This is a genomic window from Streptomyces sp. NPDC006339 (genome assembly GCF_040612775.1).
Classification (GTDB): Bacteria; Actinomycetota; Actinomycetes; order Streptomycetales; family Streptomycetaceae; genus Streptomyces.
The window spans coordinates 158,450-173,312 of the sequence record NZ_JBEXQW010000001.1 but is presented as its reverse complement, the minus strand read 5'-3'; the positions used below and the strand labels follow the sequence as shown (position 1 = coordinate 173,312).

Genomic DNA, 14,863 nt, shown 5'->3' with positions numbered 1-14,863 from the left:
CCTGCGGCCGGAGTGGGGGAGCGGGCCCTCAGCCGAGGGCGTGCGCCAGCGCGTCCACGACCCGGCGCTGCCGGTCGTGGGTGATCTGCGGGAAGAGCGGCAGCGACAGGATCTCGCCGGCCGCCCGCTCCGCGTGCGGGAAGTCCCCGCGTGCGTGGCCGAGATGGCGGTAGGCGGGCGTCAGGTGGACCGGGGTCGGGTAGTGGACACCCGCCCCGATGCCGCTCGCGTTCAGTTTGCCGACCACCGCGTCGCGGTCCGCGCCGGGCACCCGCACCACGTACAGGTGCCATACGTGGACGGTGCCGTCGGCCGTGACGGGGCGGACCACCCGGCCGGCCTCCGCGAGCGGGGCGAGCAGCTCGTCGTAGCGCGCCGCCGCCCTTCGCCGGGCCTCGTTGCCGGCGGCGAGCCGGCGCAGCTTGGCCCGCAGCACGACGGCCTGGAGGCCGTCGAGCCGGCTGTTGAAACCGGGCACGTCGTGCCGGTACTTGTGGACCCCGCCGTGGTTGGCGACCGCCCGCACCAGGGCGGCGGCCTCCGCGTCGTCGGTGAGGACCGCGCCGGCGTCACCGTAGGCGCCGAGGTTCTTGCCGGGGTAGAAGCTGGTGGCGGCGATCCCGCCGCGGCCCGGCGTACGGCCCTGCCGGCTCGCGCCCTGGCTCTGCGCCGCGTCCTCCACGATCCGCACGTGCCCGGGCAGGCCCTCGGCGAGCGCGGCCACGTCGGCGCACTGCCCGTACAGATGGACCGGCACCACGGCACGGGTGGCCGCGCCGACCGCGGCCAGGGCGGCCCGGGGATCGATCAGCAGGGTGTCGGGCTCGCAGTCGACCAGGACCGGCCGGGCCCCGGCCCGGGCGACCGCGCCCGCCGTGGCGATGAAGGTGTTCGCGGGCAGCACGACCTCGTCGCCCGCCCCGACCCCGCTCGCCCGCAGGGCCAGCTCCAGGGCGTCCGTGCCGTTGGCGACGCCCACGCAGTGGCGGACCCCGCCGAACTCCGCGTACTCCCGCTCGAACTCCCGGACCTCCTCGCCGCCGATGAACGCGGTGTCCGCGAGGACCCGGTCGAAGCCGGCGCGTATCTCCTCCTCGACCTCCGCGTGGGCCGCCCGCAGGTCCACCAGGGGTATGGGGTCCGTCCGGTCCGTCTGGTCCATCAGCCGTTCACTCCTCGTGCCGGGATCCTGGTGGCGTCGTCCGCCGTGAGCTGTTCGAGCGCGGGGGCAGCCGCCGCGCGCAGCCGGCGGGCCGGGGTCCCGGCCCACACCTCGCCCGGCGGCACGTCGGCGAGGACCAGCGCGCCCATGCCGACCAGGGACCAGGCCCCGACCGCCACGCCCTCGCGGACCAGCGCGCCCGCCCCGACGTAGGCGCCCCGGCCGATCCGGGCGCCGCCGCCGAGCCGTACGCCCGAGGCGAGGGTGGCGAGGTCCCCGATCTCGTCGTCATGGGTGAGGACGGTCTGCGGCATGACGGCGACATGGCGGCCCACCCGCACGGACGCCGTCAGGACCGTGTGGGCGAGCAGCACCGTGCCCCGGCCGACCGTCGAGCTCGCCGACACCACGGCGGTGGGGTGCACCACGGTGGTGTAGCGGTGCTCGGGCAGGCCGAGCCGCCGCACGAGCCGGGCGCGGGCGGCGTAGTCGCGCGGGTTGCCCACGCAGACCACGAAGGACGCGTCCTCGAGTTCGGCCACCCGCTCGGTGCCGCCGAGCACGGGCACCCCGTCGAGCGCGACGCCGTGCAGCGCCGGGTCGTCGTCCAGATGGCCCGCGAGCGGCAGGCCGGCGGCGAGGGCGGCCTGCGCGGTCTCCCGCGCGAAGCCACCGGCGCCGATGATCACGAGCGGCCCGGTCACGGCCGCGCCGCCGCGTCCCGCCGGGCGGCTTCCCGCCCGGCCGTGTCCCGCCCGGCCGGGGCGCGTCCGGCCGTGTCCCGCGCCGCCGCTTCCCGGAGCACCGCGACCACCCGGTCCTGCTGCTCCTCGGTCATCGTGTGGAACAGCGGCAGGATCAGGGAGTCGCGGCTGATCCGCTCGGTCACCGGCAGCGGCGCCGCCGGATGCCCGGCGTACGCCGGTTCCAGATGGCTCGCCATGATGCCCCGGCGCGCCGACACCCCGGCCTCGGCGAGGACCCCGAGCAGCGCGTCGCGGCCCACCGGGAAGTCCTCGGCGAGCAGCACCCAGTACGACTGGAAGTTGCCCTCACCGTGCGCCGGATCCCGGACCGGGTCGACACCGGGCACCTCGGCCAGCAACTCCCCGTACCGTGCCGCCAGTTCACGGCGCCGCGCCACCATGGCGTCCAGCTTCTCCAACTGGGCCAGGCCCACCGCGGCCTGGATGTCGGTCATCCGGTAGTTGAACCCGGTCTCCAGATAGCTCTCCAGGACCGGTGTGCCGCTCGCGTGCCGCTCGGCCGCCGACACGTTCATCCCGTGCTCGCGCAGCCGCCGCAGCCGCGCCGCCCACGCGTCGTCGTCGGTGGTGATCATGCCGCCCTCGCCGGTGGTGAGCAGCTTGCGCGGGTGGAACGACCAGGCGGCGAGCAGCGCGCCCCTGCCGACGGACGCGCCGTCGACGGTGGAGCCGATCGCGCAGGCCGCGTCCTCCACCAGCGGCAGGCCCCAGCCCTCGCAGGCCGCCCGCAGCGCGGACACGTCCGCGGGCACCCCGCCCTGGTGGACGAGGAGCACCGCCCGGGTCCGCTCGGTGCGCACGGCGTCCACGGTGGCCGCGGTCAGGTTGCCGGTCGCGAGCTCGACGTCCGCGAAGACCGGCACGGCGCCCACGTACCGTACGGCGTTGGCCGTGGCGATGAAGGACAGCGACGGGACCACGACCTCGTCGCCCGGGCCGAGCCCGAGCGCGAGCAGCGCGAGGTGCAGCGCCGTCGTGCAGGAACTGACGGCCACGCCGTGCCGGGCGCCGACGCGCTCCGCGAAGGCCCGCTCGAAGGCGGCGACCCGCGGGCCCTGGGCGACCCAGCCGGACAGCACGGCGTCGGAGGCCGCCTTCGCCTCCTCCTCGCCCAGCCACGGCACCATGACCGGAATCCGCACCGGCTCCTCGGCGGCCTCGGCGTCGGCCTTCTCGGCGTCCGTCGCCGTCGCGCCCTTCTCCGCCCGCCACCAGTCCACCAGGTCCTTCAGGCCGGTCCGCAGGTCGATCTCCGCCTTGAAACCGAGCCGCTCCTCGGCGAGCCGGGTGTCGGCGAGCCGCCGGGTGACCCCGTTGACCGCGCGCGCCGGGCCGTGCACCGGCTCCAGGCCGGAGCCCATCACGTCGAGCAGCGCGTCGGCGAGCTCGCGCAGGGACGTCTCGGTGGCGCTGGCCACGTTGAACACCTCGTCGGTGACGTCCGCGCGGGCGGCCAGGATGTTGGCGCGGGCGATGTCCCGGACGTCGACGAAGTCCATCGTCTGCGTCCCGTCGCCGAGGATCAGCGGCGGCTCGCCCGCCTCGATCCGCTCCATCCAGCGGATCAGCACCTCGGTGTACAGGCCGTGGATGTCCATCCGCGGCCCGTACACGTTGAAGTAGCGCAGCGCCACGTAGTCCAGGCCGTACATGGCGTGGAAGCTGCGCAGCATCCCCTCGTTGAATGCCTTGGCCGCACCGTAGAAGGTGTCGTTGTTGTACGGGTGGTGGCGCTCGCCGGTCGGGAACGACTCGGCGAGCCCGTAGACGGAGGCCGAGGACGAGGCGATCACCTTCTCGACGCCCGCGGCCGCGGCGGCCTCCAGGACGTTGAACGTGCCGTCGACCATCACCTCGTTGGCGAGCCGGGGCTCCTCCGCGCACTGGGTGATGCGGATGGCCGCCAGGTGGAAGACCAGGTCCGCGCCCGCGGTCACCCTCCGCACCGTCGCCGCGTCGCGGATGTCGCCCTCCACCAGCTCGACGACCCCGCTGCCCGTCGCCCGGGCGAGATTGGCCCGCCGGCCGCGCACCAGGTTGTCGAGCACGACGACCTCGCGCGCACCCCCCTCGACCAGGAGGTCCGTCACATGGGAACCGATCGTGCCGGCACCGCCGGTGACCAGGATCCGCTTGCCCCGAATGTCGCTCAACGCCGTTCTCCCGCCGCTTCGTTCGCGTGCTTCAGGGACCGGTCGGCCCCGGTCCGCAGGCCGACGACCGCACCACGGAACTCCAGGCTCCGCGAGGCCGCCTCCAGAATGTCCAGGACCCTCAGGCCCGCCTGCCCGTCGGTCAGCGGCGCCCGCCGCTCCGTGATCGCCGCGGCGAACTCGTCGACCATCGTGCGCAGCGCCTCCTTCTCCCCGATGGCCGGCGCGATCATGTCGCCGGTCCGGTACGAGATCAGGGCCTGCCGGCGCTCGTCCGCCCCCAGGTCCTGGGGCGTCGCGAGGTCCACCCCGCGGTCGAACACCGCGACGCGCTGCGCCGGATTGAGGTCGTCCCAGATCAGGGTGCGCTTGGCGCCGCCGACCATGGTGGTGCGGACCTTGGTCGGCGACAGCCAGTTGACGTGCACATGGGCGATGGCACCCGTGTTGAGCTGGAGCGTGAGGTACGTGATGCAGTCCCGCCCCGCGCCGATCGGATCCGCCCCGTGCGCGGCGACCGCGACCGGCTGGACGTGCTCGGGCAGGATGAAGTCGAGGATGGACAGGTCGTGCGGGGCCAGGTCCCACAGCACGTCGATGTCCTTCTGCACCAGACCGAGGTTGATCCGCACCGAGTCCACGTAGTGGATGTCGCCGAGGGCGCCCTCGTGCACCAGCTCGCGGATCTTCGCCACGGCCGGGGTGTAGCAGTAGGTGTGGTCGCACATCAGGGTCAGGCCGCGCTCCTCGGCCTCGGCGACCAGGCGCGCCCCGTCGGCGTAGGTGGTGGCGAGCGGCTTCTCGACCAGGACGTGCTTGCCCGCGCGCAGGGCGGCGAGGGCCACGTCCAGATGGGTGCCGGCCGGGGTGGCGACGGCGACCGCGTCCACGGCCGGGTCGGCGAGCACGGCCGCGTAGTCGGCGGTCGCCTGCACCGTGGAGTAGCCGCCGAGGACCCGCCGGGCGCGCGTCACGTCGAGGTCGCACAGCCAGCGCAGCCGGAACCGGTCGCTGCCCTGGAAGTTGCGCACCAGATTCGGGCCCCAGTAGCCGGCGCCGATCACGGCGACCCCCAGGGGTCGCCCCGCCGGGTCCTGTTCTTGCCGCTCGTCCGCTCGGTCGGCGTCGTTCACCGTGTCTTCCCCCAAGGTCGTCGTGATGGTGGCGCGCATCTCAGTACGCGCCCGTGCCGCGCAGGACCGCGGGGCCGGTGCGCAGCAGGATCACCGCGTCCAGGCCGAGCGACCAGTTGTCCACATAGGCCAGGTCGAGCCGGACGGCCTCGTCCCACGGCAGGTCGGAACGGCCGCTGACCTGCCACAGGCCGGTCAGTCCCGGCTTCACGAGGAGCCGGCGCCGGACCTCGTGGCTGTAGCCGGCGACCTCCTCGGGCAGCGGCGGGCGCGGCCCGATCAGCGACATGTGCCCGCCCAGCACGTTGATCAGTTGGGGCAGTTCGTCCAGCGAGTAGCGGCGGAGCGTGGCGCCGACCCGGGTCACCCGGGGATCGTCGCGGACCTTGAACAGCAGCCCGTCGCTGTTGTGGTTGGCGTGCGCGAGCTCGGCCCTGCGGGCCTCCGCGTCGGGCCGCATCGTACGGAACTTCAGCATGGTGAACTGCCTGCCGTGCAGGCCCACGCGCACCTGCCGGAAGAGCGCGGGACCCCGGCTGCCGAGCCGTACGGTCAGCGCGACCGCGCACATCAGCGGGGACAGCAGCAGGAGCAGCACGGCCGCGAGCAGCCGCTCGGCGATCTCCTTCGGGAGCCGGGCCAGCCGGGAGAGCCGGGGCGCCCGGACGTGGAGCAGCGGGACGCCGCCGACCGGACGGATCTCGATGCGGGCGGCCGCCACGTCGCCGAGCGCGGGCGCGAGCAGGAAGTCGCCCCCGGCGGCGGCCGTGCTCCAGGACAGCCGGCGCAGCAGGGCCGCGTCGATCTCCGGCGCCGGCAGCACCACCACGGCGGTCCCGCCGCCGAACGCCCTGATCGCGCCCGGCACTTCGTCCACCCCGCCGAGCACCGGCACCCCGCACGCGTCGACCGCCTGCGCGTTCAGCGGATCGGTCAGGCACACCCCGGCGATGTCCATCCCCTGGAGCACCGAGCCCGCCGGGGCACCGGGCCGCCCGTCGCGCAGCAGGGCGGCGAGGAGGTCGGCGACCCCTGCGGAGGGGCCGACCAGGACGGCGGTCGTACGGTTCCGGCCGCGCGCCCAGTCGCGGCGCAGCCGGCGCCGGAGAGCGAACCGGGCGGCCAGCGACAGCGCGGCGGCCGGCGAGGCCGCGAGCATCATCCCGTGCGTGAGGGCGAGGTCGCCCGCGACGCCCCAGCCGAGCACCGCCGCCAGGGCGGGCAGGACCAGCGCGGCGCGCAGCACCCGCCGGTAGACCTCGCTCCCGGAACCGAGGGGGCCGCGGGCGTGGGCATGGTGCGCGGCCAGCACGGCCACCCAGGCCGGTGGCAGACCGAGGACGACCGGCCAGTGGCCGCCCGCCCGCAGCACGAGCAGCGCGGCGACGGCCGCCGCGGCGGTGTCCGCCGCTATCAGGACGATCTGGTGTCTCCTTCGCCACCACAGGCCATGGGCGTCGACATGTGTGGATTCGACACGATGCCGCTCATGCGTGACCGGCAGGACGGTCATCCATTCCCCCCAAGGGCGCTTCGCGCGCACCCTGCCCGAGCCCTCGCGGTCCCTCCCCCGGTTCGCCCGCGAGCACGACGGCTCACGGGCAGGGGAAGGGCGGCGACGGTCGACGAGGGTACGCGGCTCTTCCGCCTGACTGAACGGTGCGGACCGAGTCGCAAGTCTCCCCAGCCACGGCCGGGTCCGCACAGGACGCAGAATCCGCCCGGGACGAGTGTGTTCGTGACCGAGCGGATCCGGCAGCGCTCAATCTAGAGCAACTGGGGCAGGCCAGCCAGGAGTTGTGTGAAACTCCTACCGATAGTTGAAGGAACTGTGAGAGTGGGACGGGATGGTCATACTGGCCGCATGCCCGACGGTCCCAGCATCGTGATCCCCGCGCACAACGAGGAACGCACCCTCGGCCGGCTCTTGGACGGACTCCTCGCGGACCTCCCGGACGACCCGCCCGACGCGGCGTTCGACCTCGTGGTGGTGTGCAACGGCTGTACGGACGACACCGCGCGCGTCGCCGCCGCGTACGGCCCGCGCGTCCGCGTCGTCGAGACCCCCGTCCCCTCCAAGCACGAGGCCCTGCGCCTCGGCGACACGCACGCCCGGGGCTTCCCGCGGATCTACGTGGACGCCGACGTCGAGCTGGGCGCCGCCGACGCGCGCGCCCTGGCCGAGGCGCTCTCCGGCCCCGGCGCCGTCCTCGCCGCCACGCCCGCCCGCGAGCTCCCGACGGCCGGCTGCTCCTGGCCGGTCCGCGCCTACTACCGGGTCTGGCAGCGGCTGCCGGCCGTCCGCGAGGGCCTGTTCGGGCGCGGGGTGATCGCCGTCTCCGCGGTGGGCCACGCCCGGCTCGCCGCCCTGCCGCCCCTGATGGCCGACGACCTGGCCGCCTCCCTCGCCTTCGCCCCGGCCGAACGCGCCGTCGTCCCCGCCGCCCGGGTCGTCGTCCGCCCGCCCCGTACCTGGGCGGACCTGATCCGCCGCCGGGTCCGCGCGGCCACCTCCACGGCCCAGTTGGAGGCCCACCAGGAGCGGTCCGCCCCCGCCGGGCAGGCCGCGCCCCCCTCGGCCCGCACCGGCCTCGGCGACCTGGGCGCCCTCCTGCGCGCCGAGCCGAGCCTCCTGCCCGCCCTTCTCGTCTTCCTCACGGCGGCGGTCGTCGCGCGCCGGGGCGCACGCCGGGCCGTCCGGAAGGGCGACTTCGCGACCTGGCTCCGGGACGAGAGCAGCCGCCGGGACTGACCGCCCCGCGCGCCCCGCCTCGCCCCGCGCGCCCCGACCCGCGCCCGCGCGTGCCCTCCGCGCCGTTCCGCGCCCTGCGCCGGAGCGCGCGCCGGGCGATTGCCGCGTTCCCGCCCGGAGGATGATCACCGCCGCCTACGCTGCAGCACATGATCACGCCAAGGAAGGTCCTGTCATGACGTACCGGATGAGAGGGCGGCGCACCGCCGCCCTGGCCGCGGCGGCCGCCGTCTGCGCCACCTGGCTCGCCGTCACACCGACGGCCGGGGCCGAGGAGCCGGCCGCCGGGGAGCCGGGGGCGGGGCCGCTCACGGCCGCCACCCGGTTCTACGTGGACCCGGACAACGGCGCCGCCCGCCAGGCCGCCACCCGGTTCTACGTGGACCCGGACAACGGCGCCGCCCGCCAGGCCGCCGTCGACGCCGCCGCCGGCGACACCGAGAACGCGGCGAACATGCGGGCCCTCGCCGGCCTGCCGCAGGCCGCCTGGTTCACCGGCGGCACACCCGACGAGGTGCGCGCGGAGGCGGCCGAACTGGTCGCCGCCGCCCGGACCTCCGGACAGGTCCCCGTCGCCGTCGCCTACAACGTGCCCGGCCGCGACTGCGGCCTGTACTCCAGCGGCGGCGCCGCGTCCTCCGCCGCGTACCGCGCGTGGATCACCGCCGTCGCCGAGGGGATCGGCGACGCCCCCGCCGTGGTGATCCTCGAGCCCGACGGCCTCGCCGCCCTGCCCAAGGACTGCGCCGGCTCGGTCGACCCCGACGGCACCCTCACCGCCCGGCGCCTCGCCGACCTCGACTTCGCCGTCACCACGCTCAAGACCCGGCCCGGCACCGCCGTCTACCTCGACGCCGGGAACAGCCGGTGGCGCGCCGTCGGCGACATCGCCCAGCGGCTGATCGACGCCGGTGCGGAGCGCGCCGACGGCTTCGCCCTGAACGTCTCCAACTTCCAGCCCACCGACCAGACCAGCCAGTACGGCGCCTGGGTGGCCAAGTGCGTCTGGTTCGCCACCGAGGGACCCGCCTGGGCCCGCGGCCACACCGACTGGTGCGCGAACCAGTACTACTCGTCGGCCGCCCCCAACGACGGCAAGCCCGGCAACGCGGTGTCCGCCGAGGACCCGAGCACCTGGCACTGGACCGACGACTGGTACGACCGGAACGTCGGCAGCCCCGCCGCCGCGGACCTGCTCCACTTCGTCGTCGACACCAGCCGCAACGGCCTCGGCCCCTGGAACCCCGCCCCCGGCACGTACAAGGACGCCGAGACCTGGTGCAACCCGCCCGGCCGCGGCATGGGCGAGCGCCCGACCGCCGACACCGGCGTCCCGCTCGTCGACGCGTACCTGTACGTGAAGACGATCGGCGAGTCCGACGGCTCCTGCACCCGCGGCACCGGCGGCACGGTCGACCCCGTGTACGGGATCGTGGACCCGCCCGCCGGCGCCTGGTGGCCGGAGTTCGCCCACACCCTGGCCCGCAACGCCCAGCCCGCCCTGCGGCCCTGAGCCGGACGCGGTTCGGCCCCGCGGGTGATCCCCGGGCCGGACCGGTGGGATCCCGGACGCCGCAGCGGGTATCGACCTCAGACACCCCCTCGCGACGGAAGGGAGCCCCCCATGGACACGGGCAGGAGCGTCGGCTTCGTCACGTCCTTCGACCGCACCGCCGGCTACGGCTTCGTCCTCCCCCTCAACTCCGAGGAGCCGGTCTACTTCCGCGCCGACGACGTCGAGGACGGCCACGCCCTCTCCGAGGGCCAGCAGGTCTCCTTCGTCCTGGTCCTCGGCGAGGGCCGGTTCGAGGCGAAGGACCTGCGCCCCTGAGCCGGAGGCGTGAGCGCGGCGAGCGGTACGCGGCGGAAGGTGATGGTCTCGTACGGGCCGCGCACCCCGGTCTCGTGGAGCACGCCGAGCGTCCGCCCGTCCACCCGGACCAGGTCCGAGTAGGCGGCCGGGCGGTACGAGAGGGTGAGCGCGCGGACGGTCGTGCGGCCGCCGTCGGTGCTGGTCCACAGGGCCGGGACGGCGCGGGCCGTCGGGACCGAGGGGGCGGAGAGGACCAGCAGGCCGGGCGGCCCCGGCAGGTACAGCAGACTGCCCTGGACGACCGGCACCCCGGCCAGGCCGGGCTGCGGTGCGAAGGGCCGGTCCAGGGTGGCGCCGCCGTCGCGGGACCGGCTCGCGACGCGGTGGCCGGGGCCGGTGCCGTGCTGGTCGCGGGCGCTGATGTGGAGCGTGCCGTCGGGGAGTTCGGCGGCCGTCGACTCGTTGGCGTTGACCGTGCCCTCGTACGCCTCGTCCGCGTAGCCGATCCGCCAGGTGCGACCGCCGTCGTCGCTCAGCAGGGCGTGCGCCCCGTAGTAGCGCGGCTCGCGGCCCGTGTCGGGGGAGCCGGGCGGGGGAGCGGCCGAGTGGTTGGCGGGGACGACGAGCCGGCCGGCGTACCGGCCGTGGGCCAGCGCGAGGGCGTGCCCCGGCCCCGTCGCGTACCAGCGCCAGCCGGCCCGGGTCACCGAGGACGTGATGTCCCGGGGCGCGGAGAAGCTCCGCCCGTCGTCCGTGCCGCGCTGCACGAAGACCCGTCGGCCGCCGCCGGCCGGCGCCCGGCCCCGGAGCACCATGCCCTCGGTCACGGCCCCGTCGTTGCCCGTGCTCACCAGGACCACGTCGCCGCTGCGCGGGTCGACCACGGGCGCCGGATTGCCCCGGGTGTCCCCGTGGCCCGCCGCGACGACCCGGGTCGGCCCCCACGTGCAGCCGCCGTCGGACGATCTCCGCAGCACGATGTCCACGGCCCCCGCGTCCCCGGTGCCGTGCACCCGTCCCTCGGCGAAGGCCAGCAGGGTGCCGGCCGGGGTGCGGATCACGGCGGGGATGCGATAGGCCGCGTAGCCGCCGGTCCCGGAGACGTACGGCACGGACGAACCGCAGCCGCCGTGGCCCCGTGGCCCGTCCGCCGCCACGGCCGCGAGGACCAGACCGGCCACCGCCGCCGCGTACCACCGCCGGGTCCGTCGTGTCCGCGCTGTCCCTCGCCCCCGTCGCATGCCGCCCACCGCACACCGGACCGGTGGCCCGGACCCCAACGGGCCGTGGACGAGGGGAGGTCGACGGGTGAAGGAGGGACGAACCGGCCGCCCGTCCGCCGCCCGCCGGGCTGCCTACCGGCCCCGCCCGTGCGCCGTCAGCCGCGCCTCCACCGCGTCGAGCAGCAGCTCGAGCGCGAACGGATGGCCGCTGTCCCGCATGTCCTCGGCGAGCAGCGGGAACGTCGCCGCCACATGCGGATGGGTGTCCGCCGAGAGCTTCCCGTACACCGCGTGCCAGACCCGCTCGTCCGCCTCCCGGGCGGGCTCCGGAAGGGCCAGCGCGGCGGCGTCCAGGGCGGCGAAGGCCAGTGCCTGGTCCGCCAGCGCGTGGTAGACGCGGACCGCCTCCCGGTCCGGGAACCCGGCGCCGCGCAGCACCCCGAGGATGGCCTCGACCGCCCGGGTCTCGTGCGCGCGGCCCGTCGTGCGGTGCGCCGCGAGTGCCGCCACCCGCGGATGCGCCAGATAGGCGGCGTGGATGCGGCGCGCGATCTCCCGCAGGTCGGCCCGCCAGTCCCCGGTGGCCCGCCAGCCCGCCCGGGCCCGGCCGACCATCTCGTCGGCGAGGGCGAGCAGCAGGTCGTCGGTGTTGCGGAAGTAGCGGTAGAGCGCGCTCGGATCGGCACCGAGCGCGGCCCCCAGCCGCCGCACCGACAGCGCCTCCGCCCCGTGCCGGGCGACCAGGCGCAGCGCGGTCTCGACGATCATCCGCTCGGAGAGCACGACACCCTGCTTGGTGGGGCGACGGCGCCGTCGCCGGTCCTCCGGAACCACTCGTTCGGCCATGGCCGGGACCCTATCCGGAGCACCCTTACGACAACACCCTTGACGTGTCGTCGACCGGCCCGGTTGCATGACGCACTCGCATCCGGCCGTGAGCCGGCCCCTCACCCTCCAGGAGTACGGACATGAGCACGGCCGACCTGGTCTTCACCGGTGGCCCCGTCTTCACCGGTGACGCCGCCCGCACCCGGGCGACCTCCCTCGCCGTCGTCGGCGAGCGGATCACCGCGGTCGGCCACGACGAGGTCCACGAGCTGATCGGCCCACGCACCGAAGTCGTCGACCTGGCCGGGAAGTTGCTCGTCCCCGGCTTCCAGGACGCCCACATCCACGCCGTGTTCGGCGGGATGGAGCTCGCCGAGTGCGACCTGAGCGGCACCACCGGAGCCGACGAGTGCCTCCGGCGCGTCGGGGAGTACGCCGCCGCCCACCCCGAGCTGCCCTGGATCACCGGGGGCGGCTGGTCCATGGAGAGCTTCGAGGGCGGCCTGCCCACCCGGCAGGCGCTGGACTCGGTCGTCGCCGACCGGCCGGTCCTCCTGGTCAACCGCGACCACCACGGCTCCTGGGCCAACTCCCTCGCCCTGGAGCTCGCCGGCGTCACCGCCTACACCCCCGACCCGGCCGACGGGCGGATCGAGCGCGATGCGGACGGCGTGCCCACCGGCGTCCTCCAGGAGGGGGCGTCCGATCTCGTCTCCCGGCTCGTCCCGCCGAGCACCGCCGCCGACCGGGTCGCCGGCCTGCTGCGCGCCCAGGCGCTGCTGCACTCGCTGGGCGTGACCGGCTGGCAGGACGCCCTGCTCGGCGCGTTCAGCGGCAGGCCCGACCCGTCCGACGCCTATCTCACCGCCGCCCGGGACGGCAGCCTCACCGCCCGGGTCACCGGCGCGCTGTGGTGGGACCGGGCCCGCGGCGCCGAGCAGATTCCCGAACTCGTCGCCAAGAGGGAGTCCTTGACCCACGGCCGGTTCCGCGCCGGCTCGGTGAAGATCATGCAGGACGGCATCGCCGAGAACTTCACCGCCGCCATGACCAGCCCCTACCTCGACGGCTGCGGCTGCGCCACCGCCAACACGGGCCTGAGCTTCGTCGACCCCGAGGCCCTGCGCGGCCACGTCACCGCGCTCGACGCCCTGGACTTCCAGGTGCACTTCCACGCGCTCGGGGACCGGGCGGTGCGGGAGGCCCTGGACGCCGTCGAGGCCGCCCTCGCCGCCAACGGCCGCCGCGGCAACCGCCACCACCTGGCCCACCTCCAGGTCGTGCACCCCGACGACATCCCCCGCTTCGCCCGGCTCGGCGCGCTCGCCAACATCCAGCCGCTGTGGGCCGCGCACGAACCCCAGATGGACGAGCTGACCATTCCCTTCCTCGGCCCCGAGCGCGCCGCCTGGCAGTACCCGTTCGGCGACCTGGTACGGGCCGGGGCCACCCTGGTCGCGGGCAGCGACTGGCCGGTCAGCAGCCCCGACCCGCTCGCCGGCCTGCACGTCGCCGTCAACCGCGCCGAGCCCGGCGCCACCGACGGCCGGATCTTCCTGCCCGAACAGCGCCTGGACCTCACCACCGCCCTCGCCGCCTACACGGCCGGCTCGGCCCACGCGGGCGGCCACGACGACGCGGGCAGTCTGCGCGCCGGCCACCTCGCGGATCTCGTGGTCCTCGACCGCGACATCCTCACGGCGCCGCCCGACGAGATCGCCGAGGCCCGCGTGGAGCAGACCTTCGTGGGCGGCGCCCGCGTGTACGGGGCCTGACCGCTCCCCGTCCGTCCCCGCCCCCGCCCCGCTCCGTACGCATCCCGCCCCGTACGCCCGTCGGCGCCGGCCGCGTGACCCATCTCACCTGCGGAAACGTCATTCGGGAAACCTTCACCAGAACCGCGCGCCCGCAGGCTGCGTTTTCCTCTACGGTCGATTTCAGCCAACGAGGAGCAGGGAGGGGCCGTGGCACAGTCGAGGGCGGCGCTCGCCGAGCGCATCGCGGAGCGGCGCAGGGGAGGCGACGACCCGCGCGCGCTGGTGGGGGAGATGCGGCGTTCGGTGCTTCTGGTGCCGGTCGCCGACGGGGGCCTCTGGTCGGTGCGCTCGGGCGGCGTGCGGTGGATCTGCGGCTTCACCGACGAGGCCGCGCTCGCGCGGTTCGCCCTGCACCACGGCCGCGGGGACGAGCCGATGGACTACGCGGCGCTGCTGGGCGCGCGGATCGTCGACGAGATCGTGCCCGCCCTCGGCGAGCCCGCCGGGCTCGCGGTGGACATCGCCACCGAGGACGGGTCGATGTTCTTCCCGCCGGTCACCGGCATCGTCCCGGACGCCGTGGCCGTGGACACCACCGAGCGGACGGGGGAGCGGGCATGAGCGGTGACGGAGCGGACCTCCACCTCGACAAGGCGTCCGTCGCGAAGTTCACCCAGGGCGTCGGCGCGACCATCGACGCGCTCGGCGACCTCGGCGGCGCCACCGGCTCGGTGATGGGCAAGGGCTTCTCGGAGCTGGCCATGACCGGGATGGAGGCCGGACACCACGGTCTGTCGGTCGACTTCGAGGACTTCTGCGAGCGCTGGGAATGGGGCGTGCGCGCCCTGGTCCGGGACGCGAGCCAGCTCGCCAACCGGCTGGGCCTCGCGGCGGGCACCCAGTGGGAGCACGACCAGTACATCGCCGGCACGCTCAAGGTCGGCGCGAACTCGATCATGGGCGGGAACCCGCACGCGAGCGAGGAGGACATCGCCAAGCAGAACTGGGGCGAGATCTTCACGCCCGACTACCTCGACCCGGACTGGAGCGCGGAGTCGTTCGAGAAGGCCGGCCAGGACATGGCGCAGACCTGGAAGGACACCGGACGCACCGTCCTCACGGAGGGACAGGGCGGCGAGCGCTCGCGCATCCTCAACGAGCTCCTCGGCGTGTCCGACGACCAGTGGAACCAGGCGCTCGACGACACCTTCGGCCCGTCGCCGGAGGAACGCGCCAAGCAGCAGGACCCGCACCAGGGGCCGGGGGGTGAGTGAC

At 75.2% G+C, this 14,863-nt stretch carries 12 protein-coding genes and 1 pseudogene; 6 read left to right on the top strand and 7 right to left on the bottom strand.

Features of this window, described 5'->3' with window-relative positions:
- Positions 1-28 precede the first annotated feature (28 nt).
- Genes ABZ135_RS00830 through ABZ135_RS00810 form a run of 5 tightly spaced genes read right to left on the bottom strand, consistent with a single transcriptional unit; the run spans position 29 to position 6,728 of the window.
- Positions 29-1,162, bottom strand: a complete 1,134-nt coding sequence (locus tag ABZ135_RS00830; protein WP_356690364.1) for a DegT/DnrJ/EryC1/StrS aminotransferase family protein — start codon at positions 1,160-1,162, stop codon at positions 29-31.
- Entirely contained in the window at positions 1,162-1,866 is a 705-nt protein-coding gene (locus tag ABZ135_RS00825) for a NeuD/PglB/VioB family sugar acetyltransferase (protein WP_356690362.1), read from the bottom strand. Before ABZ135_RS00825 ends, ABZ135_RS00830 begins: the two co-directional genes overlap by 1 nt.
- Positions 1,863-4,082, bottom strand: a complete 2,220-nt coding sequence (locus ABZ135_RS00820) for an aminotransferase class I/II-fold pyridoxal phosphate-dependent enzyme (RefSeq protein WP_356690360.1) — start codon at positions 4,080-4,082, stop codon at positions 1,863-1,865. Before ABZ135_RS00820 ends, ABZ135_RS00825 begins: the two co-directional genes overlap by 4 nt.
- Entirely contained in the window at positions 4,079-5,215 is a 1,137-nt protein-coding gene (locus ABZ135_RS00815; RefSeq protein WP_356690358.1) for a Gfo/Idh/MocA family oxidoreductase, read from the bottom strand. Before ABZ135_RS00815 ends, ABZ135_RS00820 begins: the two co-directional genes overlap by 4 nt.
- Positions 5,216-5,255: 40 nt before the next feature.
- The gene (locus ABZ135_RS00810; RefSeq protein WP_356690356.1) at positions 5,256-6,728 is read right to left on the bottom strand and encodes a sugar transferase; all 1,473 of its coding nucleotides are present in this window, start codon (positions 6,726-6,728) and stop codon (positions 5,256-5,258) included.
- A 351-nt stretch (positions 6,729-7,079) separates the two neighbouring features.
- Here ABZ135_RS00810 and ABZ135_RS00805 point away from each other — a divergent pair, with 351 nt between their 5' ends.
- From ABZ135_RS00805 to ABZ135_RS00795, 3 genes and pseudogenes are all read left to right on the top strand, one after another.
- Positions 7,080-7,967: a glycosyltransferase gene (locus ABZ135_RS00805; protein ID WP_356690354.1), complete on the top strand. Its 888-nt coding sequence runs from the start codon at positions 7,080-7,082 to the stop codon at positions 7,965-7,967.
- Positions 7,968-8,142: 175 nt separating this feature from the next.
- Positions 8,143-9,480, top strand: a complete 1,338-nt coding sequence (locus tag ABZ135_RS00800; protein ID WP_356690352.1) for a glycoside hydrolase family 6 protein — start codon at positions 8,143-8,145, stop codon at positions 9,478-9,480.
- Between the two features lie 111 nt (positions 9,481-9,591).
- Positions 9,592-9,729 (top strand): annotated as a pseudogene (locus ABZ135_RS00795) (cold shock domain-containing protein); the annotation flags it as partial.
- Here the strand turns inward: ABZ135_RS00795 and ABZ135_RS00790 are convergent.
- The gene (locus tag ABZ135_RS00790) at positions 9,684-10,961 is read right to left on the bottom strand and encodes a sialidase family protein (RefSeq protein ID WP_356690350.1); all 1,278 of its coding nucleotides are present in this window, start codon (positions 10,959-10,961) and stop codon (positions 9,684-9,686) included. The pseudogene ABZ135_RS00795 and the gene ABZ135_RS00790 overlap by 46 nt on opposite strands.
- A gap of 174 nt (positions 10,962-11,135) precedes the next feature.
- The gene (locus ABZ135_RS00785) at positions 11,136-11,849 is read right to left on the bottom strand and encodes a TetR/AcrR family transcriptional regulator (RefSeq protein ID WP_356690348.1); all 714 of its coding nucleotides are present in this window, start codon (positions 11,847-11,849) and stop codon (positions 11,136-11,138) included.
- A 122-nt stretch (positions 11,850-11,971) separates the two neighbouring features.
- On the opposite strand from ABZ135_RS00785, the gene ABZ135_RS00780 reads away from it, so the two are divergent.
- The 3 genes from ABZ135_RS00780 to ABZ135_RS00770 all read left to right on the top strand — a co-directional run bounded on the left by ABZ135_RS00780 (position 11,972) and on the right by ABZ135_RS00770 (position 14,862).
- On the top strand, positions 11,972-13,606 hold the full coding sequence (locus tag ABZ135_RS00780; RefSeq protein WP_356690346.1) for an amidohydrolase: 1,635 nt from the start codon (positions 11,972-11,974) through the stop codon (positions 13,604-13,606).
- Between the two features lie 189 nt (positions 13,607-13,795).
- Positions 13,796-14,209 carry an SseB family protein gene (locus ABZ135_RS00775; protein ID WP_356690344.1) on the top strand — a complete coding sequence of 138 codons (414 nt, stop codon included), beginning with the start codon at positions 13,796-13,798 and terminating at the stop codon, positions 14,207-14,209.
- Complete coding sequence (locus ABZ135_RS00770; RefSeq protein ID WP_356690342.1) at positions 14,206-14,862, top strand: hypothetical protein; 657 nt, start codon at positions 14,206-14,208, stop codon at positions 14,860-14,862. The genes ABZ135_RS00775 and ABZ135_RS00770 overlap by 4 nt, the downstream gene beginning before the upstream one ends.
- Position 14,863 lies beyond the last annotated feature (1 nt).

Bases quoted from the DNA above. Each gene is read 5' to 3' on its own strand.
- ABZ135_RS00830 (WP_356690364.1), bottom strand. From the start codon at position 1,162: ATGGACCAGACGGACCGGACGGACCCCATACCCCTGGTGGACCTGCGG.
- ABZ135_RS00810 (WP_356690356.1), bottom strand. From the start codon at position 6,728: ATGACCGTCCTGCCGGTCACGCATGAGCGGCATCGTGTCGAATCCACA.
- ABZ135_RS00805 (WP_356690354.1), top strand. From the start codon at position 7,080: ATGCCCGACGGTCCCAGCATCGTGATCCCCGCGCACAACGAGGAACGC.
- ABZ135_RS00800 (WP_356690352.1), top strand. From the start codon at position 8,143: ATGACGTACCGGATGAGAGGGCGGCGCACCGCCGCCCTGGCCGCGGCG.
- ABZ135_RS00785 (WP_356690348.1), bottom strand. From the start codon at position 11,849: ATGGCCGAACGAGTGGTTCCGGAGGACCGGCGACGGCGCCGTCGCCCC.
- ABZ135_RS00780 (WP_356690346.1), top strand. From the start codon at position 11,972: ATGAGCACGGCCGACCTGGTCTTCACCGGTGGCCCCGTCTTCACCGGT.
- ABZ135_RS00770 (WP_356690342.1), top strand. From the start codon at position 14,206: ATGAGCGGTGACGGAGCGGACCTCCACCTCGACAAGGCGTCCGTCGCG.